The sequence below is a fragment of the Nocardia sp. NPDC005978 genome (assembly GCF_040614455.1).
Classification (GTDB): Bacteria; Actinomycetota; Actinomycetes; order Mycobacteriales; family Mycobacteriaceae; genus Nocardia.
Genome location: NZ_JBEXUS010000031.1, coordinates 1 through 20914 on the forward strand (window position 1 = coordinate 1; position 20914 = coordinate 20914).

Here is a 20914-nt window from a genome sequence, read left to right on the forward strand (position 1 = left end):
TGTCGTTTGCTATTCCTATCTGCGCGCGGGCCGCGCCGACGGCGGCCGGGGCCAGGCCGGTGTCGAAGATGAAGGTGCGGGCGGTGTCGATGAGGTGCGCGCGCACGCGCTCGGCCGCCAGCACCACACCGCCCTGTGCCGCAAAGGCTTTGGACAGGGTCGCGGTGATGATCAGATCCGGTTCCCCGGCCAGGCCGCACTCGTGCACCAGCCCGCGCCCGCCGTCGCCGCGCACGCCGAGACCGTGCGCCTCGTCCACGATCAGGATCGCGCCGTTGGCCCGGGTCACCCGGTGCAGCTCGGCCAGCGGGGCCAGATCGCCGTCGGCGCTGAAGACCGAATCGGTGAGCACCAGGGCGCGTTCCTCGGTGCGGTCCGCGAGCAGGCGGTCGATGGTGACCACGTCGCGGTGCGGGGCGATCTCCACCCGCGAGCGGGACAGCCGGCAGGCGTCCACGAGCGAGGCGTGACTGCCCGCGTCCGAGACCACCAGCGCGCCGCGCCCGGCCAGCGCGGTCACCGCGCCGAGGTTGGCGGCGTAGCCGGAGGCGAAGACCAAACCGGTCTCGGCGCCGGTGAATTCGGCCAGTTCGGCCTCGAGCAGTTCGTGTTCGGCGGTCGTGCCGGTCACCAGCCGCGATCCGGTCGAACCGGTGCCCCAGCGCCGCACCGACTCGATGGCGCCGGCCACCACCTCCGGGTGGTGCACCAGCCCGAGATAGTCGTTCGAGGCTAGATCGATGCTCGGCGATTCGGGGGCACGCGCGCGCAGCTCCCGGCGCAGTCCGGCGTCCACCCGCTCGGCCGCGCGCTCGTCCAACCATCTCAAGGGATCGGCACTCACAGCTCCGCAGCATACTTGAACACCGTTCAGGACGCATGCTCGGGTGCACGACGGCGCTATGCTGGAGGCCCTAAGGAGGCTGCGCGATGCCACGATGGGCAATAGTGGTCGAGCAGACGACCGGATTCGGCGAGTCCAAGAATTGGTCCCCGAAGATCCTCGGCGAAGTGGTGGGCACCCGCGAACAAGCACTCGCCAAGGTCCCCGATCTCGTCTCGAAATTCATCCCCGATCATCCGAAGTTGATCAGCCGGCGCACGATCCTGCGCGACGGCGACACCTACATGCTGATCGCCCGGGGCTGGTCCGACGAATTCCACTGCGTCTTCCGCGTGTGGGAAGTGCTGTCGGACAGTGAGAATCCCGAACGGAACCGCGAGAAACGCGCCAGCCGCTGAGCGCACGCTCGCACCTCTCGGCCGCGTAAGGGCCGCGGCCGAGCCCACCCCCCGCGATGCCGCCGTGCCCGGAAACAGTCGGGCCACCCGCAAATACACTGCGGGACAGCACATCCGGACGCCGGACGCGGTGATCGGCGACCACGACAGTGCCGACCGGTCGCATTCGATCCCTACCCCGGCCTCCACAGCGACCGAATCGACCGGCCCGCAACGCATCCGGGCCGCGGCCGGGTCAGGCGGACGCGGCGGCGAGGATGCCCGCGGTGATCCGGGCCACGTCGTCGGGGGTGCTGATGAACGGGGGCATCGTGTAGATCAGGTTGCGGAAGGGGCGGAGCCAGACGCCCGCGTCGACGGCAGCCGCCGTCGCCTTGCGCATGTCCACCGGGTGGTGCAGTTCCACGACGCCGATCGCGCCCTTGATGCGAACGTCGGCGACCGCGGGGAGGGCTGCCGCCTCGGAAAGGCCGGTGCGCAAAGCGGATTCGATCATCGCGACCTCGCCCTGCCAGTCGCGCGCGAGCAGCAGTTCCAGGGACGCCACGGCCACCGCGCAGGCCAGCGGATTGCCCATGAAGGTCGGCCCGTGCATGAGCCCGCCGTGCGAGCGGCTGATGGTCTCTGCGATCCCGGTGGTGCACAGGGCGGCGGCCAGGGTCAGGTAGCCGCCGGTCAGGGCCTTGCCCACGCACATGACGTCGGGGGTGACCCCGGCGTGGTCGGCGGCGAAAAGCTTTCCGGTGCGGCCGAATCCGGTGGCGATCTCGTCGAAGACCAGCAGCACGCCGGCGGCGTCACAGATCCGGCGCAGGTCCGCCAGGTAGCGCGGGTCGTGGAAGCGCATGCCGCCCGCGCCCTGCACCACCGGTTCCACGATCACGGCCGCGAGTTCGCTCGCGTGCGTGGTGATCAGGCGTTCGAGCTCGGCGGCGTAGGCCGGGTCGTAGTCCGCGGGCGGCGCGGGGGCGAAGATCTGCTCGGCCATGACGTCGGTCCAGAGCGAGTGCATGCCGCCCTCGGGATCGCACACGCTCATGGGGGTGAAGGTGTCGCCGTGATAGCCGCCGCGCCAGGTGAGCAGGCGGCGCTTGCCCGGACGGCCCAGTGCGCGTTGATATTGCAGGCACATCTTCACCGCGACCTCCACCGACACCGACCCGGAGTCGCAGAGGAAGACCTTGTCCAGGCCGCCGGGGGTGAGCTCGATCAGCAGACGCGAGAGCCGCACGGCCGGTTCGTGGGTGAGCCCGCCGAACATCACGTGACTCATCCGCTGGGACTGCGCGAGCAGCGCGGCGTCCAGCACCGGGTGCCGGTACCCGTGGATGGCCGCCCACCACGAACTCATGCCGTCCACCAGTTCGCGGCCGTCCGCGAGGGTGAGCCGGGTGCCGGCGGCCGAGGCGACCACGAGCGGTTCGGTCGTTGCCGGAAATCCGCCGTAGGGATGCCACACGTGTGCCGCGTCCAGCGCGGTGAGCTCGGCGGCGGACAGCGCGCCCGCGGCGGCGGCAGCGGCGCGGACCTGGGTCTCGGGAATCGCGGCCACGGCACTCCTTCGCAAGGCGGCACGCCCGCGCCGGTCCCCGGCGGCAGGCTTGAACGGCGTTCAAGTTACCACGAGGTGGTGCGAAGTCCGGCGAATCCGGCCGCTGACCGGGCACTGTCCCGTACCGTTTGACCAAGTCAATGAACGGGGGTCGCCATGGCGTCGGATACCGGAAGCTCCTACACCGGGGCCTGTCACCCCGCCGCCGATCCCGATGTCGCCGCCGAGCACATCGCCGCGGTCCGCGCCTTCAACCGCAGCTACACCCGCGTCGTCGGGGCGCTGCGGCACGGCGTGCTCGGCACCGACTTCTCCCTCACCGAGGCCCGGATACTGTTCGAGCTGGCCACCTTCGGGGCCGCCGAGGTGGTGGATCTGCGCCGCGTCCTGGACCTGGACGCGGGGTACCTGAGCCGCATCCTCACCCGCTTCCAGGCCAAGGACCTGATCGCGCGCAAACGCTCGGACGTCGACGCCCGCCGCCAGGTCGTGGAGCTCACCGACACCGGCCGCGCGGTCTTCACCGAATTGGACAAGCGCTCCCAGCAGGACATCGGCGAACTACTGCACCCGCACTCCCCCGCCGTCCGCGACCGGCTGGTCGAGGCCATGGCCGTCATCGAGGCCATTCTGGACGGCGAAAACCCGGGCGGCACGCCACCATCCGGTCGCGCGGACACGGTCGCCGCCGGATCCTCCACCCCCGGCGACCGGAACGCCGCGCCGGTCACCGCTCGGTCCGGCGCACCGGTCACCCCGTCCGACGCGGCGGCCACGTCCGGCCCGCCGTCCGCGACCGCCCGGCCCGAATCCGCCGTCACCCTGCGCGATCCCGGTCCCGGCGACCACGGCTGGGTCATCCAGCGCAACGGCGCGGTGTACGCCCGCGAATTCGGCTGGAGTCGGGAGTACGAGGCCCTGGTCGCCCGCATCGTCGCCGATTTCCTCAATTGCCATGAGCCGCACCGCGAACGCGCCTGGATCGCCGAACACCGCGGCGCCCCGGTCGGTGCGGTCTACTGCATGCAGGAGAGCCCCGACACCGCCCGCCTGCGCGTGCTGCTGGTGGAGCCCACCGCCCGCGGCCTGGGCATCGGCAGCACCCTGGTGAACGCCTGCATCGACTTCGCCACCGCGGCCGGCTACCGCGAACTCGCCCTCTGGACGACCAACGCCCAGACCGCCGCCCGCCGCATCTACGACCGCGCGGGATTCCACCTGGTCCAGGAAGACCCGCAGTTCCTGTTCGGCCACAACCTCCTCGGCCAGCGGTTGTGCCGCCCGCTCACGGGTCCGCCCGCCTCCCGCTGACCGCCTCCCGCCGACCGCTTCTCACCGACCGCCGCGCCGGTGGCCGAGACCGGGCCACCGCGTACGCGGTCCGGCCCACCGCGTCCCGGCCGTACCCGCCCGCGCACGATCCGCGGGTCGCCCGGGCCCGCCCGCGGGGGAATCCGCACGGCTCCCGTTCGGGAGTGTGCCGTGGTCGCGGCCCACCCGCGCCGGCCCGAACCCCCTGCGCCGGCACCGTCCACGCGACCGGGCGATCATCTGCCCCGCCCCCGGAGGGCAGCCGACCGAGCGCCCGCTACGGACCGATAGGGTCTGGGCATGGCTCCCGCGACCACCGATTCGGCACCGCTAGGTGTCTGGCCGGGGACCGCCTATCCCCTCGGCGCCACCTATGACGGCGCGGGCACCAACTTCTCGCTGTTCTCGGAGGTCGCGACCCGGGTGGAGCTGTGCCTGATCGGCGCGGACGGGGAAACGCGGGTGCCGCTGGACGAGGTGGACGGCTACGTCTGGCACGCCTATCTGCCCGGGATCGGGCCGGGTCAGCGCTACGGGTTCCGCGTGCACGGCCCCTACGATCCCGCCCGCGGGCTGCGCTGCGACCCGAGCAAACTGCTGCTGGATCCCTACGGCAAGGCGTTCGAGGGTGACTTCGGGGCCGACGTCGCCCCCTACAACTACGGCCAGAACACGCTGGGCCACACCATGACCGGCGTGGTCATCAACCCGTTCTTCGACTGGCAGCACGATCGCGCCCCGCAGCGCGGGTATCACGAGACGGTCATCTACGAGGCCCACGTCAAGGGCATGACCTACACCCATCCCGCGGTACCCCCGGCCCTGCGCGGCACCTTCGCGGGCATGGCGCATCCGGCGATCATCGGCCATCTCGTCCGCCTGGGCGTGACCGCGGTCGAGCTGATGCCGGTGCACCAGTTCCTGCACGACCGCCTGCTGCTCGATCGCGGACTGCGAAACTACTGGGGCTACAACAGTTTCGGCTACTTCGCCCCGCACGCGGAATACGCCGCCGGCACCGCGCCGGGCGCGGCGGTCACCGAATTCAAGGCGATGGTGCGGGCCCTGCACGCAGCGGGCATCGAGGTGATCCTCGACGTGGTCTACAACCACACCGCCGAGGGCAACGAATTCGGCCCCACCCTGGGCTTCCGCGGCATCGACAACGCCGCCTACTACCGCCTGGTGGAAAACGATCCGCAGCACTACATGGACTACACCGGCACCGGGAACAGCCTCAACGTCCGGCACCCGCACACCCTGCAGCTGATCATGGACTCCCTGCGCTACTGGGTGCTCGAGATGCACGTGGACGGCTTCCGCTTCGATCTGGCCGCCGCCCTGGCCCGGGAACTGCACGACGTCGACCGCCTGGCCACCTTCTTCGACCTCGTGCACCAGGACCCGGTGGTGAGTCAGGTCAAGCTGATAGCCGAGCCCTGGGACGTGGGCGAGGGCGGCTACCAGGTCGGCAATTTCCCGGCGGCCTGGACCGAGTGGAACGGCAAATACCGTGACACCGTGCGGGATTACTGGCGCGGGCAACCGGCGACACTGGGCGAGTTCGCTTCTCGGCTCACCGGCTCCTCGGATCTGTACGAGGCCACCGGCCGCCGCCCCAGCGCGAGCATCAACTTCGTCACCGCGCACGACGGCTTCACCCTCGCGGATCTGGTGTCCTACAACGAGAAACACAATCACGCCAACGGCGAGGGCAACCACGACGGCGAGACCTACAACCGCTCCTGGAACTGCGGGGTGGAGGGACCCACCGACGATCCGGATATTCTGGCACTGCGCGCACGGCAATCCCGTAATCTGCTCGCCACCCTGCTGCTCTCCCAGGGCACCCCGATGCTGCTGTACGGCGACGAACTCGGCCGCACCCAGCACGGCAACAACAATGCCTACTGTCAGGATTCACCGCTGTCGTGGATGGACTGGTCGCTCATGGACTCCAACGCCGATCTACTCGAATTCACCCGGCGCGCGGTCGCGGTGCGCGCCGGGCATCCGGTGTTCCGCAGACGGCGGTTCTTCGACGGCAGACCCGCGCCCGAACACGATCATCCCGATGACATCGCCTGGTTCACCCCGTCCGGGGCGGAGATGACCGACGTCGACTGGGAGACCGGTTTCGGCCGCTCGCTGGCGGTCTTCCTCAACGGCGACGGCATCCGCGAGCCCGGCCCGCGCGGTGAGCGCATCACCGACGATTCGTTCCTGCTCTGCTTCAACGCCCACGACGCCGCCCTGGAGTTCACCCTGCCCGACGCCGATCACGCCCGCACCTGGTCGGTGGAGCTGGACTGCTCCACCCCCACCGGGCGGCCCGCCGCCGACCTCCCGCTCACCGCCGCCGGGGCGCTGCAAGTGCCCGCACGCTGTCTGCTCGTGCTGCGCCGTACGGCATGATCGAACACGACATGACCAGCACGCCCGAACACCGCACCGGCCCCATCGCCCGGCCCTCGCCCGTCCGCAGCACCTACCGGCTGCAACTGCGACCCGACACGCTGAGCTTCGCCGATGCCCGCGCCATCGCCGAATACCTGCAGCAGCTGGGCATTTCGCACCTGTACCTGTCACCGGTGATGACCGCCGCGCGCGGTTCCACCCACGGCTACGACATCACCGAACCGACCACGGTCGCCGCGGCGCTGGGCGGTCCGACCGGGTTCAAGGCCCTCTCGGACGAGGTGCGCGGGCGCGGCATGGGCCTGATCGTGGACGTGGTGCCCAATCACGTGAGCGTCACCGATCCGCGGCAGAACGCCTGGTGGTGGGACGTGCTGCAGCACGGGCGCGACTCCAAGTACGCGCACTGGTTCGACATCGACTGGAGCCCGGCCAACGGCGCGGGCGGGCGAATCGCGCTGCCGGTGCTGGCCAACGAGAACGATCCGGCGGCGCTCTCGGTCGATCGCGGCGGGCTCGAACCCATGCTCGCGCTGCACGACATGCGCTTTCCCATCGCGCCCGGCACCGACGGCGAGAACGCGCTGCGCATCCACGACAAGCAGCACTATCGCCTGGTCAACTGGAAATCCGGGCTGTGCGGATACCGGCGCTACTTCACCGTCGGCGGGCTGGCCGCCATCCGGCAGGAGAACCCCGAGGTCTTCGACGCCACCCATCGTGAGCTGGCGGCCTGGTGCGAACACGACCTGATCGACGGCGTGCGCGTGGACCATCCCGATGGGCTGGCCCGGCCCGCCGAGTATCTGGCCAAACTCCGCAAGCTCGTCGGACCCCATCGCCTGCTGCTGGTGGAGAAGGTCCTCGCCCCGGGCGAAACCCTGGACGGCGCGCTGGCGGTGGACGGCACCACCGGGTACGACACCCTCGCCGACATCGGCGGCGTGCTCATCGATCCGGACGGGGAGAAGATCCTCACCGACCTGTCCCGCACCTTCACCGGGCACGGCAGCGACAAGGCCTGGTTCACCGAGAACGAGCATCGCATCAAGCGCGCGGTCGCCGAGACCATGCTGGTGCCCGAGGTGCGGCGGCTGGTCGCCGCGGTCAAACGCGACGCGCGCGCGGACGCCTTCGACACCATGGCACTGATCAACGCCACCATCGAGGTGCTCTCGCACATGCCGGTGTACCGCACCGACTACACGCCGCTGGCCGGGCGGGTCAGCGCGGTCATCACCGAGGTGATCCGGCGCAACGCCGAATTGACCGCGCCGCTGCAGGTGCTGGCCACCGCGCTCGCGGTCAACGCCGAAGCCGCCACCCGGTTCCACCAGGTCGGCGGCGCGATCACCGCGAAGGCCGTGGAGGACACCATGTTCTACCGGGCCGCGCGCCTGGTGTCCCTGCAGGAGATGGGCGCGGACCCCACCCGGTTCGGCGACTCCCCCATCGAATTCCACCTGTCCATGGCCGAGCGCGCGGCCCGCTGGCCCGCGACCATGACGACGCTGTCCACCCACGACACCAAACGCGGCGAGGACGCCCGCGCGCGGATCGGAATGCTCTCGCAGGTGCCCGACATCTGGGCGCGCGCGGTGGGCGCGTGGAACGAGATCGCACCCGGGCCCGACGGCGCGACCACACTGTTCCTGCTGCAGAACATGTTCGGGGCCTGGCCGTCCGACGGCAGACCGGCCGCCGCGGTCCCCGGATTCCGGGAGCGGCTGCATCAGTTCGCGGAGAAGGCCGTTCGCGAGGCCGGGACCCGATCGTCCTGGGAAGAACCCGATGTCGAGTTCGAGAACGCCGTGCACCGCTGGATCGATCAGATCATCGACGGACCGGTCGGGCCGGAGCTGGGCGAGCTGGTGACCGATCTGGCGCTGCACGCCTGGACGAATTCGCTCTCGCAGAAACTGCTGCAGCTGTGCGCCCCGGGCATTCCCGACATCTACCAGGGTTGCGAGCTGTGGGAGGACTCGCTCGTCGATCCCGACAACCGCCGACCGGTGGACTTCACCCACCGCTCGCTGCTACTGCAATCGCTCACCGGCACACCGGATCTGGATCCGTCGGGCGCGGTGAAGATGTGGATCGTGGCGTACGCGCTGTGGCTGCGGCGGGAACGGCCGGACTGCTTCGTCGGCGGCACCTATACCCCGCTGTTCGCCTCGGGGGATCACGCCGGCAATCTGCTCGCCTACGCGCGCGGGCGGCGCGGTGAGACCCCCGAGGTCATCGTGGCGGTCACGAGGCACAGCATTCGCCTGGACGAGGCGGGCGGCTGGGCCGACACGGTCCTGGATCTGCCACAGGGGCATTGGACCGACCGGCTCACCGGGCACACCTTCTCCGGGCGTTCGCGGCTGGAGAAGCTCTTCGCCCGGCTGCCGGTCGCGCTGCTGGTGCGCTGAGCCCGCGCGCCGGGTTCCGGCGCACCGCGTTCAGCTCCGCGCACAGAGTTCCAGCGCACGCGGTTCCGGTCGACCGGTTCCGGGTGCAGGACCGACAGCGACTAAGCGACGGATTCGTCGTCGCCCGAGCAATCTCGTTGCGGTACAAGGGCATTCGGTTCCTGTACCGATACGGACGCACCCACCGAGTGCCCCGACGCGACGGTTCCTGCCACCGCGCGCACCGCCGGAGACGCCCATTCCACCGCGTACGCATCCGGCGCGGGCACCCCCGGTACCGCATCCGGCGCGTGTACCCGCGCGGTCGCGCCGACGAAGATCGGGTGCACCGCGGTCCCGGTGGCCGGGGCGGTGAACGGCCCGAAGTCGGTGGGCTCGATGAGGTCGGCGGGCACCTCCCCCGCCAGCCCGGCGCGCCAGCGCCGCAGATTCAGCGGCCGGTACTCGGCCGTGGTGTGCGCCGCCGACGCCAGGTAGCTGTCCTGATCGGTGGCCGCCAGCACCCGGCGCCAGGAGTCCCAGAAGAAGCGCGGACTGCGCGGATTGCGCAGCAGTCGAAGGAAATTCAGGACCCGGAAGCCGATCGAGAGCGAGTCGTGCAGCCGTTCGTGCTCGGGCTTGCCCGCGCAGTTGGCCAGCAGCGTGGCCAGCCGGGATTGGTCGAAGGCCAGGCCCTCGGCCGCGGCCTCGGCGATCATCCAGCGCAGGGTGATGTCCGAGAGCGCGCATTCGGGATAGCCGCCGCCGATGTCGGAGTGCACGCCCTCGAACCAGACCTGCTTGACCCGATCGGTGCGCCGGTACTTCTCGGCCAGTTCGACCGGCACCTCCCACAGGCACGGCTCGAAGGAGCGGCGGCGCTCGTCCAGGGCGAGCGCCTGGCGCGCGCAGTGCACGCTGCTGGAGAGCCGCACATCGTGGAATCGATGCCGCCAGGCGGTGATTCCCGGAATACCCATCGCGCCGACGGTGTCGAAAACGCCGAGGAAGTTGATTTTCACCGGATCCGGATAGCAGTGCGCGCGGCGGAATTCGGCCCATTCCGGCGGGTCCGCGTCCATCGGATTCGCTTTGCGCTGCTGATAGATCCGCAGCGCCTCCGGATATTTCCCAGCGATCATGGCGGCATAGGTGAGAATACCGAGGCGATGAATCATGCCGGCCAGACTGCGTGCGGTATAGGCGCCGCGACTGAAACCGAAGATGAAGATCTCATCGCCCGGTTCCCAATTCAGGGCGAGTTGCCAGTAGGCGGCGGACAGATTGGCTTCCAGCCCCAGGCCGAATGCCCCGCCCAGCAGCCGATCGGAGGCGAAGCCCCGGGCCCCGGGCCCGGAAATGTAGTAAACCCGTTGCCCCACAGGCTCACCGGCGCCGTCGGTGCCGGTCAGGCATACCGTCTGCGCGATCTTCACGATGTTCGATACCGTGCTGCTGGACTCGGCCTTCCAGGTGCCGTCGCAACACACCACAAGCCTTTTCATGAACCGATCCTCCACCCCTGGATAGTCGTCCCACACGCGTAGTCGACTACTCGACTCATCGGGGAGAATCCCCGCGGGCGTTAGCCCGTCCCCCGGGAAAACCGCGCAATCCCCCTGACAGCATGCGGCAAAAGCACCGTCGGCGCACGAGAATATCCCACCGTGCGCGGCTCGGCGGCGGGAACGGCAAACGCGCCGTCGATGCGGAGAGTCGGCGAAAATGTCCGTCCCGCCCCGGAATCCGGGGCGGGACGGCGCGACTCAGGTGAGGTAGCGGTACGCGGGTGAACCGGGTTCGAGGCGATCGCCGCGAATCGGGGATTCGTCCATCCGCTTCTGCAGCGGCTCGAGCCCGTCCGGCGTGCCCAGTTCGATGCCGACCAGGGCGGCGCCGGTTTCCCGGTTGTTGCGCTTGACGTACTCGAACAGGGTGATGTCGTCGTCCGGGCCCAGCACCTCGTCGAGGAAGCGGCGCAGCGCGCCGGGCTCCTGCGGGAAGTCCACCAGGAAGTAGTGCTTCAGGCCGCGGTGCACGAGGGAGCGTTCGATGACCTCGCCGTAGCGCGAGACATCGTTGTTGCCGCCCGAGAGCAGGCACACCACGGTGGAGTCCGGGGCCAGATCGATCTCACGCAGCGCCGCGGCGGCCAGCGCGCCCGCCGGCTCGGCGACGATGCCCTCGTTCTGGTACAGCTCGAGCATGGTGGTGCAGATCGCGCCCTCGTCGATCGTCATCATGCGGAAAGCGCCTGCGCCGCCGACGGATTCGGTCGTGGTGAGCAACGGCAGCGAGGCGTGCGAGCGAGCCTGCCCGCCCAGCCGGGCCACCGCGGTGTAGGGCACCGCGCCGATCCGGCGCACGGCCGCGCCGTCCACGAACGGATCGATCTCGGGCAGGGTGACCGGACCGCCCGCGACCATGGCCGCGGTCATCGAGGCCGCACCCGCGGGCTCGACCCCCAGAATCGCGGTCCGCGGCGAGCGTTCCCGCAGATAGGTGCTGACACCGGCCAGGCAACCGCCGCCGCCCACCGGCACGATCACCAGGTCGGGGGCGCGGTCGAGCTGTTCCAGGATCTCCGCTGCGATGGTGCCCTGCCCGGCCGCGGTGCGCGGATCGTCGAAGGGCGGGACCATGGTCGCGCCGGTGCGCGCGACGTCCTCGACGGCCGCGGCCGCGGCGGCGTCGTAGGTGTCGCCGACCGCGATGAGCTGGACGTAATCGCCGCCGTGCACGCGGATGCGATCGCGCTTCTGCTTGGGGGTGGTCGTGGGGACGTAGATGCGGCCGGTGATGCCCATCGCGTTGCACGCGAAAGCCACGCCCTGGGCGTGGTTTCCGGCGCTGGCGGCGACCACGCCGGCGGCGCGTTCGGTGGCGGTGAGCTGAACGATGAGGTTGTACGCGCCACGCAGCTTGTACGAGCGCACGGCGGTGAGGTCTTCCCGCTTGAGGTAGACCTCGGCGCCCGTGCTCGCCGACAGCCGCGCGATTCGCTGCAGCGGTGTCGGCTCGATAATGTCGGAAATTCGCTTCGCGGCGGCATCGATCTCGTCCGCGCTCAACTCGGGCACGGAACTGGGCACTTTCTCTGCTACTGCGAGCGGATCCGACACCCGACACATGGTACTGAGCCGGGCCGGGCGGCATCGCGGCGACCGGCGAACGCACGATCCCGAACGCGTGATCGTGAACTCGCCGCCCGGGCCCACGATGCTGCCCGCGCGCGTGCACACGATGGTGCCCGCGCGCCACGATGGTGACGCGCGGGCCGGTCGACTACCGAATCCGGCGAGGTCAGTCGCGGGGAGTGAGCACGAAAACCGGAATCACGCGGTCGGTCTTCTTGGTGTAGTTGTCATAGTCCGGCCACACCTCCGCCGCGCGCTTCCACCATTGCTCGCGCTCGGCGCCGGTCACCTCGCGGGCGGTGTAGTCCTTGACCACCGCGCCGTCCCGCAGGTCGACGTGCGGGTCGGCCTTGATGTTCCAGTACCAGACGGGATGTTTGGGAGCGCCGCCCAGGGAGGCCACGACCGCGTATTCGCCGTCGTGTTCCACCCGCATCAGCGGCGTCTTGCGGAGTTTGCCGGATTTCGCGCCGCGGGTGGTGAGCAGGACGACGGGCTTGCCCTGCATGGTCGCACCCTTGGCGCCGTTCGATTCCTCGTACCGTTCGGCCTGTTCGCGCGCCCAGGCGGTCGGACTCGGTTCGTACTCTCCTGTGAGTGGCATGAAAGATGCCAACGAACTCGTTCGCTGTGTTGTTCCCGACAGAAAAGTTCGCTGGACCGAACTTTTCTTCTTCGATACCCTGAAGAGATGGCAGTGGTTCACCCGATTCGAGACACCCGCACCCGTGCGCACGGCGCGACCGTGGGCATCGCGGGCTCGGCGTGGCCGGTCTTCAAGCTAGAGGCCCTGGGCCTCGGCCTGGGCGTGGCCCTGCTGCTACTGCTCATCACCGGCGCCGCGCAGACCGCCGTGCTGGCGGGCGCGACCGTTGCGGCACTGCGCTGGATCGCCGGCGCCGTCCGGCCCGCGAATCACAAGCCCCATCGAGGGTGATCCGCCCCTCCGACACCCGGCGTTAACTGAAAAGCAACCGTCCGGTTCGTGTCCCGAGCAGGTGTAATACGGTTTTTCTATTACCGTGAGCCGCATGCGGATGAAACCGTTCGGAATGGTCGCGCTGACAGCCGGAGCGGCCATCTGCCTCGCCCCGCCCGCGCAGGCCGACCTCGTCGCCATGGCGCCACACGAGCGGACCTATCAGTCGCTGTTCGGCAGCTTCACCGTGGGAAACCGCGACGAGGTCATCAACCGCATCGCGCCCCTGAACCAGGTGGGCACGACCCGGGAGTCACTGGTCAACTCCGCCGCGTACGGGCGCATCGACGGTATGGCGGGCGGCGTACTCAAGACCGGCTACCACGTCGGCTGCGCGGTGAGCATCGGTATCGGCACGCTGGGCGTCACCTCCGCCGAGCCGCTCGGACTCAACCCCGACAACCCGACCTTCTCGGTCGATCCCGGCCCCCTGGCGACGATCAACCTGACCCCCGGCGAGGTGCGGGAGGTCCCGGTCGCGGAGAAGGACCTCGCACCCGGCATCACCGGCACCATCATGATCCGCGACTTCCACCTCGTCGTGAACACGTGCACCGGCCCGGTGAGCATCCGCCAATACACCTACCTCTACGCCAAATCCGCCGAAGTGGACGACAGCGGCGCGGTCTTCGGCGACCCGACCTGGTTGTAGGACAGCCGCTTTCGGCGCAGCGCCACGCGAGCACGGCCGCCGGGCCAGCCGCGCCCGCGCCCGGATCGGCAGGCTAGCCCGCGAGGCAGCCCGGGCCGAGCAGGGCCTTGAGGTCGCCCATCAGCGCCGAGGACGGCGAGACGCGCAGGTTGTCCGAGACCTTGAGGACCGTGGTGCGTTCGCGGGAGCCGATGTGCCGGATGTGGACGTCGGCGGTGCCGGGGTGGCTGCTCAGGACCCGCTTCAGCGCGCTGATCTTGTCGGGGGTGCACAGGCGGGTCGGGATCGTGACCGACATGGGCTTGTCCACGCCGACGTGGGACAGGTCGGGCACCACGAGATCGTTGGCGATCAGCGATATGCGGTCGTCGCGCGCGGAGACGCGGGCTTTGACCAGGACGATCGCGTCCTCGGTGACATCCATGCCGTAGACCGAGTAGGACTGCGGGAAGAACAGCACCTCGATGCCGCCGGAGAGGTCCTCGAGCTGAGCCGAGGCCCAGGCCAGGCCGTTCTTGTTGACGCGGCGGGTGACGCTGGCGAAGATGCCGCCGATGGTGACCTGGTGGCCGTCCTTGATATCGCCGCCCAGGATGGTCGGGATGTTCGTATCGGACTGTGCGGCAAGCACATGCTCTACGCCGTTGAGCGGATGGCCGGACACGTACAGGCCCAGCATCTCGCGTTCGAGGGCGAGCTTGTGCTTGGTCTCCCACTCCTCGTCGGGGACCTTCACGTTGAACACGCTCGCCATGGAATCGTCGTCGTCCAGACCGCCGAAGAGGTCGAACTGTCCGATGGCCTCGGCCTTCTTGGTGGACATGACCGCGTCGACCGCGTCGGAGTGGATCAGCAGCAGGCCCTTGCGCGGATGCCCGAGCGAATCGAAAGCGCCCGCCTTGATGAGGGATTCGATGACCTTCTTGGAGCAGGCGGTGGCATCGACCTTGTTCAGGTAGTCGGAGAAGTCGGTGAACTTCGACTTCTCCTTGCGCGCGGCGATGATCGAGGAGACCACGTTCGCGCCGACGTTGCGGACCGCGCCCATGCCGAAGCGGATGTCGTGCCCGACCGAGGCGAACTCGATCTCGGACTCGTTGACGTCCGGCGGCAGCACCTGGATGCCGAGGCGGCGGCAGTCCGAGAGGTAGATCGCGGCCTTGTCCTTGTCGTCACCGACCGAGGTGAGCAGACCGGCCATGTACTCGGCCGGGTAGTTGGCCTTGAGGTAGGCGGTCCAGAACGACACCAGGCCGTAGCCGGCGGCGTGCGACTTGTTGAACGCGTAGCCGGCGAACGGAAGGATGGTGTCCCACAGCGCCTTGATGGCGGGCTTGGAGAAGCCGTTGGCCAGCATGCCCTCCTCGAAGCCGACGAATTCGGCTTCCAGGATCTCGGCCTTCTTCTTGCCCATGGCGCGGCGCAGAATGTCGGCTCGGCCGAGGGAGTACCCGGCGACCTTCTGCGCGATCTGCATGATCTGCTCCTGATACACGATCAGGCCGTACGTGTCGCCGAGGATCACCTTGAGGGGCTCTTCGAGCTCCGGGTGAATGGGCTTGACCTCTTGCCGCCCGTTCTTGCGGTCGGCGTAGTCGTTGTGCGCGTTCATGCCCATGGGGCCGGGGCGGTAGAGCGCGAGCACGGCGACGATGTCGTCGAAGCCGGTGGGGATCATGCGGCGCAGCAGGTCTCGCATCGCGCCGCCGTCGAGCTGGAAGACGCCGAGGGTGTCGCCGCGCGCGAGCAGCTCGTACGTCGCGGGGTCTTCCAGGGGCAGGGTGTCCAGGTCGAGTTCGATGCCGCGGTTGTTCTTGATGTTGGTCAGCGCGTCGCCGATGACGGTGAGGTTGCGCAGGCCCAGGAAGTCCATCTTCAGCAGGCCGATGGCCTCGCAGGACGGGTAGTCCCAGCCGGTGATGATCGCGCCGTCCTGCGCGCGCTTCCACATGGGGATGGCGTCGATGAGCGGCTCGGACGACATGATGACCGCGCAGGCGTGCACGCCCGCGTTGCGGATCAGGCCCTCGAGACCGCGCGCGGTCTCGTAGATCTTGTTGACGTCCGGATTGGTGTTGATGAGCTCGCGGACCTCGGCGGCCTCTTTGTACCGCTCGTGCTCGGGATCCATGATGCCCGCGACCGGGATGTCCTTGGCCATGATCGGCGGCGGCAGCGCCTTGGAGATCTGGTCGGCGATGGCGAAACCCGGCTGACCGAACAGCACGCGCGCCGAATCCTTCAGTGCGGCTTTGGTTTTGATGGTACCGAAGGTGATGACCTGTGCGACGCGGTCGCTGCCCCACTTCTCGGTGGCGTAGCGGACCATCTCACCGCGGCGGCGATCGTCGAAGTCGATATCGATATCGGGCATCGACACGCGCTCGGGGTTGAGGAAGCGCTCGAAGAGCAGCCCGTGCGGGATCGGGTCGATATTGGTGATACCCATGGCGTAGGCGACCAGCGAACCGGCGGCCGAACCACGGCCGGGGCCGACGTTGATGCCGACCGAGCGGGCGTAGGTGATGAGGTCGGCGGTGATGAGGAAGTAGGCGGGGAAGCCCATCTCGATGATCACGTCGAGTTCGAAGTCGGCGCGCGAGAGGTATTCCTGCTTCGGGCCGTTCGGGAAGCGGCGGTCCAGGCCCTTCATGACCTCGTGGCGCAGCCAGCTGGCCTGGGTCTCGCCCTCGGGGACCGGGAAGATGGGCATGCGGTCGCGGTGCGCCCAGACGTCGTCGTAGGACTGCACGCGTTCACCGATGGCGACCGTGTTGTCGCAGGCGCCGGGAACCTCCTCGTCCCAGATCGCGCGCATCTCCTCGGCGGACTTGAGGTAGTAGCCCGAGCCGTCGAACTTGAAGCGGGTGGGGTCGGCCAGGGTCTTGCCGGTCTGGATGCACAGCAGCGCTTCATGATTGGTCGCGTCGGACTCGTGCACGTAGTGGCAGTCGTTGGTGGCCAGCGGCGGGATGCCGAGCTGCTTGCCGACCATGATCAGGCCCTCGCGCACGCGGCGCTCGATGGACAGGCCGTGGTCCATGACCTCGAGGAAGAAGTTCTCCGGGCCGAAGATCTCCTGCCACTTCGCGGCGGCCTCGAGGGCTTCGCGCTCCTGGCCCAGGCGCAGGCGGGTCTGCACCTCGCCGGACGGGCAGCCGGTGGTGGCGATGATGCCGGCGGCGTGTTCGGCGATGATGTCGGCGTCCATGCGCGCCCACTTGCCGAGCTGGCCTTCCAGGGACGCGAGGCTGGAGAGCTTGAACAGGTTCTTCAGGCCCTGCGCGTTCTCCGCGACCATGGTCATGTGGGTGTACGCGCCCGAGCCGGAGACGTCGTCGCTCTTCTGCGACGGATCGCCCCACTGCACGCGCTTGGTGTTGAAGCGGGATTCGGGCGCGATGTACGCCTCGATGCCGATGATCGGCTTGATGCCCTGCTTCTTGGCGGAGTTGTAGAACTCCGAAGCGCCGTACATGTTGCCGTGGTCGCTCATGCCCACGGCCGTCATGCCCAGCCGTTTGGCCTCTTTGAACAGAGGCGTGATCTTCGCCGCGCCGTCGAGCATCGAGTACTCGGTGTGGTTGTGGAGATGAACGAATGATCCCGAGGCTGACACGCAGACATACTAAGCGCCCCCACCGACTGCTTTCGAAGCCACGCGGAGCCGACTTGGGCCTACGGCGTTTCGCGCTCGCGTGTCGTGCTCGAGGTCACTGCGCGGGCGGCGCGGGCATCGTCGATTCGGCGCCCGCTTGCGCGCGGGACAGCGCGACGGCGGCGACGCACATGATCGCGACGGCCGCGATCACGAAGACAGTGCCCAGGGGTCCGCTGCGCAAACGTTCCTCGAGGACCGTGAATCCGAGGAACGCGGCGACGATGGGTTCGGCGACGGTGAAGGCGGGCAGGCAGGCGGCGAGCGATCCCGCCTGGTAGCCGAGCTGTTGCAGATAGACGCCCGCGAGACCGGTGGCAACCAGGAGGTAGAGCTGCCAGCTGGTTACGGCCGAGCCGAGACTGTGTTCGAACAGGTCGGTCACGTGGGCGGTGAGGGCCGCCGACACCCCGACCAGGGTGCCGCCGGCCGTGCCGTACAGCAGCGATTGCCATGCGGCTGCCTGCACCACGCGCGCCGCGATCACCGCCGCGACCACCAGGCCGAGGATCACCCCGAGCGGTCCCGCCCACTGCCGGGTCGGTGCGTCGGAGACGCCTTCCGCCGGGTCGCCCACGATCAGGAAGACGGCCAGCGCGGCGGTCAGGGCGAGGGCGTTGGCCCACATGAGCGGCGTGACCCGCACCGCCCCGAAGCGCTGCGCCAGCGGCAGCGCGAAGACGAGGGAGGTGACCAGGATCGGCTGGACCACCAGCACCGAACCCAGGGCCAGGGCCGCGACCTGGAACGCGAATCCCCCACCGTCCCCGATGATCCCGGCCCACCAGCGCGGATTGCGGACCAGCGTGCGCAGCAGCCCTTCGCCCTCCGGCACCGCCGCCGCGGCCCGCTGCTGCGCCACCGCGGACACCGCGAACAGCAGCGCCGCGATGAACGCACAGATCACCGCACCCACGGGTAGTTGCACTCCCCCAGTCTGCGACCCGGAAGCCCGCGCTGCTCGCTCCGCCTGAATCCTCCGCGCGGCGTGGCCGCGGAAGGTCTTCGCTCGCCGGCGGGCAACTCGAGCTCTTGCACGGTGCGAGCGATCCGAGCCGGCCGACAGCAGGCCGCCGGTCGTCCGGCGGGAGGTCACGTTCTATCGAGCGCCCGACCACCGCCGGGGTCGTCAGGCGGGCGGTTACACGGCGTCGAGCGAACCCGACCACTGCCGGGTCCGCCGGCCGTGCCGTGGGCGGTCACGTCGCGCCGAGCACCCGACGGCGGCGGACACCAGCCCGGGTCAGGACAGCGCGAAGAAGACGTACTGGTTGTCGGCGTCCTCGTGTTCCTCGCGGAGGGCGTCCCATTCCTCGTGGTGGTACTCGAGGGCGGCGGTGAGGGCGGCCAGGGTGTCGGCGTGGGGCGGGTGAACGTGGTCGAGCGCGGCCCGGTAGGCGTCGATGACCTCGGCGGCGTCGAACAGCGGGAGGTGGCCGAGGGCGGGACCGGAGGCCGAATCCGGCAGCGGGAAGGGGAATTCGGCGAAGAGGAACCGGGTCGGGCGCAGCTCGGCGGGGACGCCGACGCGGTCGAGCTCCGCGTCCAGCTCCGCGAAGTGCGTGCGGGCGTCGGTGTACTCGCCGACCGTGTCGGGTTCGGAGCCGAGACCGGCGACGACGATCTGAAGGGCGGTCACGTAGGCCGCGGCCGCCGACTCCCCGGTGTCGTCGGGACGGCCCGCCGCCAGCTGGTCGAGGGCGGCGGGAATCGTCAGGGCCAGGCGGTTCCGTGTTCCTCGAGGCCGCGCTGGCGACCGGCGGCCGTCTCGCGCATCGTGCCGAGCAGGCGCGCCGCCCCCTCGCCGCGCGGCTCGGAGCCGAGGTAGGACAGGACTTCGTGGAGGTCGGCGCTGCGCAGCTCGAGACGGTGACTCATGCGCACATAATGGCAATCCGGATCGCGAACGGATACCCCTGCCGGTGAGCAGCTTTCGAGGATCGGCGGGATCGGCTTTGCGGACGAGCACGGCCTACGCCGCCGAGCGGGTACCCGCGCACGGCCTCCAGCCCGGAGACTCGGCGGTCGGCCCGCCCACGCGAGGGTGGCCACCGCGCGTGGCGGGCCGTCGGCCCGCAGGCACGGTTTCAGAGGGCGGCGGCGAGCGTCTCGACCCCCGGGCCGTCCAGTTCGGTGAGTGCGTCGCGTCGTCCGGACAGGGCCAGCAGCAGGGCGAGGACGGTGCCGCGCACCTCGGGCCCCGCGCCGAGCCGCAGGTCGGAGTCGGTGGCGACGACGCTCACCAGCGCCACCAATTCCTTGGCGCCGCCGAAGGATCGGGAGGTCCGGGCCTGCAGCAGCAACGCACGCTCCACCGCCTCCCCCGCATACTTGTGCGAGATCCCCAGCGGCCGCCGGATGTCTTCCCCGTGCACCACCTCTTCCACCAGCCGCGTGTCCAGCGACGCGGGCGGCGTCGAAGTGCGCGAGACGACGGACCGCAGCCGTTCCAGCGTCTCCGCGGGCGTCGCCCCGCGCTGACGCTCGATACCGCGGGCATTCTGGGCGTCGAAGTCGAACCGGGCCCGCACCAACCCCAGGACGAACCCGAGCCGGGTCGTGCTCGCGGTGTCGACCAGGTGCGCCACGACGTCGTGCACACTCCACCCCGGGCACAGCGACGGCGTCTCCCACTGCTCGTCGCTCACCGTCGCGAGGTCCGCGACCAGCGCCGCCCGTTCGGCGTGCACCAGCGCCCACACGTCCCGTGCCACAGCTTCTCCTTCGTTCGTCACACCGGTTCACCACCACAGACGCCTCCGGCGACCAAAATTAATCGCCGGATCCCGTGGAGCCGGGCGGCCGGGCGCGGGCGGCTCGTCGCGAAATCCCGGGGCTGTCCGGACTCCAGGTCCGTAGATTCGAAGTGAGGCAGACGGATTGCGCCGGACACCGTCGTCCGATGCCTCGAGCCGGGAGGGGTCGCTCATGTCGGGTGCGCGTAGCAGAACCGTCTATCACTCGTCGAAGATGCGCACAATCGCGCTCGCCCTCGGCTGCGTCATCTTCGTCGCGCTGGGCGCGGCGCTCGTGACCGTCGAAGAACCACTGACGGCCACCCTCGGCATGGTCACGGTGCTGTTGTTCGGCGGATCTCTGATCGGCGCTGTACGGCAACTGTTCCGCCGAGCTCCGGAACTCGTCCTCACCGACCGAGGACTGACCCATCACCGCCTCGGCACGGTCACCTGGCCCGAAATCGAACGACTTCACGTGGGCCGGGTGCAGGGGCAACGCTTCTTGAACATCACCCTGCGCGACCCCGACGCCTATCTGTCCCGGTCCTCGCTGCGCACACGCATCCTCAGCCGCGGAAACCGCGGTCTCGGCCACGGCTCGGTCTCCATCTCGGCCGTCACCCTCCCGGTCTCGGTCTACGAGCTCGCGGGCGCCATCCACCACCATTGCCCGCGACTGGGCGTGGACGGGATGCGCTGACGGGCTTCGAGATTCACCGCGCCCGCGGGGCCATCGTGCCCCGGGATTCCGCTGCCGCGACGCGAGACCTTTTGCGGCACTGAGAGCGGCGGAACGGGTGGCGTGGGTTCGATGGGGCGGGGTATCACGGG

17 protein-coding genes are annotated in these 20914 nt (G+C 69.4%); 7 read left to right on the forward strand and 10 right to left on the reverse strand.

What is annotated here, in order from left to right:
• The coding region (locus ABZ319_RS16425; RefSeq protein WP_354987237.1) for an 8-amino-7-oxononanoate synthase at positions 1 to 844 on the reverse strand (844 nt) is incomplete at its 3' end.
• Positions 845 to 930: 86 nt separating this feature from the next.
• Between ABZ319_RS16425 and ABZ319_RS16430 the strand changes: the two genes are divergently transcribed.
• Positions 931 to 1242: a hypothetical protein gene (locus ABZ319_RS16430; RefSeq protein WP_354987238.1), complete on the forward strand. Its 312-nt coding sequence runs from the start codon at positions 931 to 933 to the stop codon at positions 1240 to 1242.
• Positions 1243 to 1477: 235 nt separating this feature from the next.
• Here ABZ319_RS16430 and ABZ319_RS16435 read toward each other — a convergent pair whose 3' ends face one another.
• Positions 1478 to 2785: an adenosylmethionine--8-amino-7-oxononanoate transaminase gene (locus ABZ319_RS16435; protein WP_354987300.1), complete on the reverse strand. Its 1308-nt coding sequence runs from the start codon at positions 2783 to 2785 to the stop codon at positions 1478 to 1480.
• A 165-nt stretch (positions 2786 to 2950) separates the two neighbouring features.
• On the opposite strand from ABZ319_RS16435, the gene ABZ319_RS16440 reads away from it, so the two are divergent.
• The 3 genes from ABZ319_RS16440 to treY all read left to right on the forward strand — a co-directional run bounded on the left by ABZ319_RS16440 (position 2951) and on the right by treY (position 8940).
• Positions 2951 to 4105: a helix-turn-helix domain-containing GNAT family N-acetyltransferase gene (locus ABZ319_RS16440; protein WP_354987239.1), complete on the forward strand. Its 1155-nt coding sequence runs from the start codon at positions 2951 to 2953 to the stop codon at positions 4103 to 4105.
• A gap of 300 nt (positions 4106 to 4405) precedes the next feature.
• On the forward strand, positions 4406 to 6520 hold the full coding sequence (glgX, locus tag ABZ319_RS16445) for a glycogen debranching protein GlgX (RefSeq protein WP_354987240.1): 2115 nt from the start codon (positions 4406 to 4408) through the stop codon (positions 6518 to 6520).
• A gap of 11 nt (positions 6521 to 6531) precedes the next feature.
• Entirely contained in the window at positions 6532 to 8940 is a 2409-nt protein-coding gene (gene treY / locus ABZ319_RS16450; protein WP_354987241.1) for a malto-oligosyltrehalose synthase, read from the forward strand.
• A gap of 101 nt (positions 8941 to 9041) precedes the next feature.
• Here the strand turns inward: treY and ABZ319_RS16455 are convergent, their stop codons facing one another.
• The 3 genes from ABZ319_RS16455 to ABZ319_RS16465 form a co-directional block, all read right to left on the reverse strand.
• Positions 9042 to 10424: a DUF2235 domain-containing protein gene (locus ABZ319_RS16455; protein WP_354987242.1), complete on the reverse strand. Its 1383-nt coding sequence runs from the start codon at positions 10422 to 10424 to the stop codon at positions 9042 to 9044.
• Positions 10425 to 10685: 261 nt separating this feature from the next.
• Positions 10686 to 12050 carry a threonine ammonia-lyase IlvA gene (gene ilvA, locus ABZ319_RS16460; protein ID WP_354987243.1) on the reverse strand — a complete coding sequence of 455 codons (1365 nt, stop codon included), beginning with the start codon at positions 12048 to 12050 and terminating at the stop codon, positions 10686 to 10688.
• A gap of 172 nt (positions 12051 to 12222) precedes the next feature.
• Positions 12223 to 12660, reverse strand: coding sequence for a nitroreductase family deazaflavin-dependent oxidoreductase (locus tag ABZ319_RS16465; protein WP_354987244.1), 438 nt, complete (start codon positions 12658 to 12660; stop codon positions 12223 to 12225).
• Positions 12661 to 12747: 87 nt separating this feature from the next.
• Here ABZ319_RS16465 and ABZ319_RS16470 point away from each other — a divergent pair, with 87 nt between their 5' ends.
• Positions 12748 to 12993 (forward strand): hypothetical protein, encoded by a 246-nt coding sequence (locus ABZ319_RS16470; RefSeq protein ID WP_354987245.1) that lies wholly within the window; start codon positions 12748 to 12750, stop codon positions 12991 to 12993.
• 94 nt (positions 12994 to 13087) lie between these two features.
• Positions 13088 to 13687, forward strand: a complete 600-nt coding sequence (locus ABZ319_RS16475; protein WP_354987246.1) for an MspA family porin — start codon at positions 13088 to 13090, stop codon at positions 13685 to 13687.
• A gap of 73 nt (positions 13688 to 13760) precedes the next feature.
• Here ABZ319_RS16475 and dnaE read toward each other — a convergent pair whose 3' ends face one another.
• The 5 genes from dnaE to ABZ319_RS16500 form a co-directional block, all read right to left on the reverse strand.
• Positions 13761 to 17306 carry a DNA polymerase III subunit alpha gene (gene dnaE / locus ABZ319_RS16480; RefSeq protein ID WP_354987247.1) on the reverse strand — a complete coding sequence of 1182 codons (3546 nt, stop codon included), beginning with the start codon at positions 17304 to 17306 and terminating at the stop codon, positions 13761 to 13763.
• A 94-nt stretch (positions 17307 to 17400) separates the two neighbouring features.
• Complete coding sequence (locus ABZ319_RS16485) at positions 17401 to 18273, reverse strand: DMT family transporter (RefSeq protein ID WP_354987248.1); 873 nt, start codon at positions 18271 to 18273, stop codon at positions 17401 to 17403.
• 315 nt (positions 18274 to 18588) lie between these two features.
• Entirely contained in the window at positions 18589 to 18984 is a 396-nt protein-coding gene (locus tag ABZ319_RS16490) for a hypothetical protein (protein WP_354987249.1), read from the reverse strand.
• A gap of 74 nt (positions 18985 to 19058) precedes the next feature.
• Positions 19059 to 19223 (reverse strand): hypothetical protein, encoded by a 165-nt coding sequence (locus ABZ319_RS16495; protein WP_354987250.1) that lies wholly within the window; start codon positions 19221 to 19223, stop codon positions 19059 to 19061.
• A 209-nt stretch (positions 19224 to 19432) separates the two neighbouring features.
• Positions 19433 to 20059: a maleylpyruvate isomerase family mycothiol-dependent enzyme gene (locus tag ABZ319_RS16500; protein WP_354987251.1), complete on the reverse strand. Its 627-nt coding sequence runs from the start codon at positions 20057 to 20059 to the stop codon at positions 19433 to 19435.
• Between the two features lie 256 nt (positions 20060 to 20315).
• Between ABZ319_RS16500 and ABZ319_RS16505 the strand changes: the two genes are divergently transcribed.
• Entirely contained in the window at positions 20316 to 20783 is a 468-nt protein-coding gene (locus ABZ319_RS16505; RefSeq protein WP_354987252.1) for an STM3941 family protein, read from the forward strand.
• Positions 20784 to 20914: the final 131 nt, after the last annotated feature.

What these genes read in the sequence shown, in the direction of transcription:
- glgX (WP_354987240.1), top strand. Translation starts at nt 4,406, where the DNA reads ATGGCTCCCGCGACCACCGATTCGGCACCGCTAGGTGTCTGGCCGGGG.
- ABZ319_RS16455 (WP_354987242.1), bottom strand. Translation starts at nt 10,424, where the DNA reads ATGAAAAGGCTTGTGGTGTGTTGCGACGGCACCTGGAAGGCCGAGTCC.
- treY (WP_354987241.1), top strand. Translation starts at nt 6,532, where the DNA reads ATGACCAGCACGCCCGAACACCGCACCGGCCCCATCGCCCGGCCCTCG.
- ABZ319_RS16505 (WP_354987252.1), top strand. Translation starts at nt 20,316, where the DNA reads ATGCGCACAATCGCGCTCGCCCTCGGCTGCGTCATCTTCGTCGCGCTG.
- ilvA (WP_354987243.1), bottom strand. Translation starts at nt 12,050, where the DNA reads ATGTGTCGGGTGTCGGATCCGCTCGCAGTAGCAGAGAAAGTGCCCAGT.
- ABZ319_RS16465 (WP_354987244.1), bottom strand. Translation starts at nt 12,660, where the DNA reads ATGCCACTCACAGGAGAGTACGAACCGAGTCCGACCGCCTGGGCGCGC.
- ABZ319_RS16440 (WP_354987239.1), top strand. Translation starts at nt 2,951, where the DNA reads ATGGCGTCGGATACCGGAAGCTCCTACACCGGGGCCTGTCACCCCGCC.
- ABZ319_RS16470 (WP_354987245.1), top strand. Translation starts at nt 12,748, where the DNA reads ATGGCAGTGGTTCACCCGATTCGAGACACCCGCACCCGTGCGCACGGC.
- ABZ319_RS16430 (WP_354987238.1), top strand. Translation starts at nt 931, where the DNA reads ATGCCACGATGGGCAATAGTGGTCGAGCAGACGACCGGATTCGGCGAG.
- ABZ319_RS16475 (WP_354987246.1), top strand. Translation starts at nt 13,088, where the DNA reads ATGCGGATGAAACCGTTCGGAATGGTCGCGCTGACAGCCGGAGCGGCC.
- ABZ319_RS16495 (WP_354987250.1), bottom strand. Translation starts at nt 19,223, where the DNA reads ATGAGTCACCGTCTCGAGCTGCGCAGCGCCGACCTCCACGAAGTCCTG.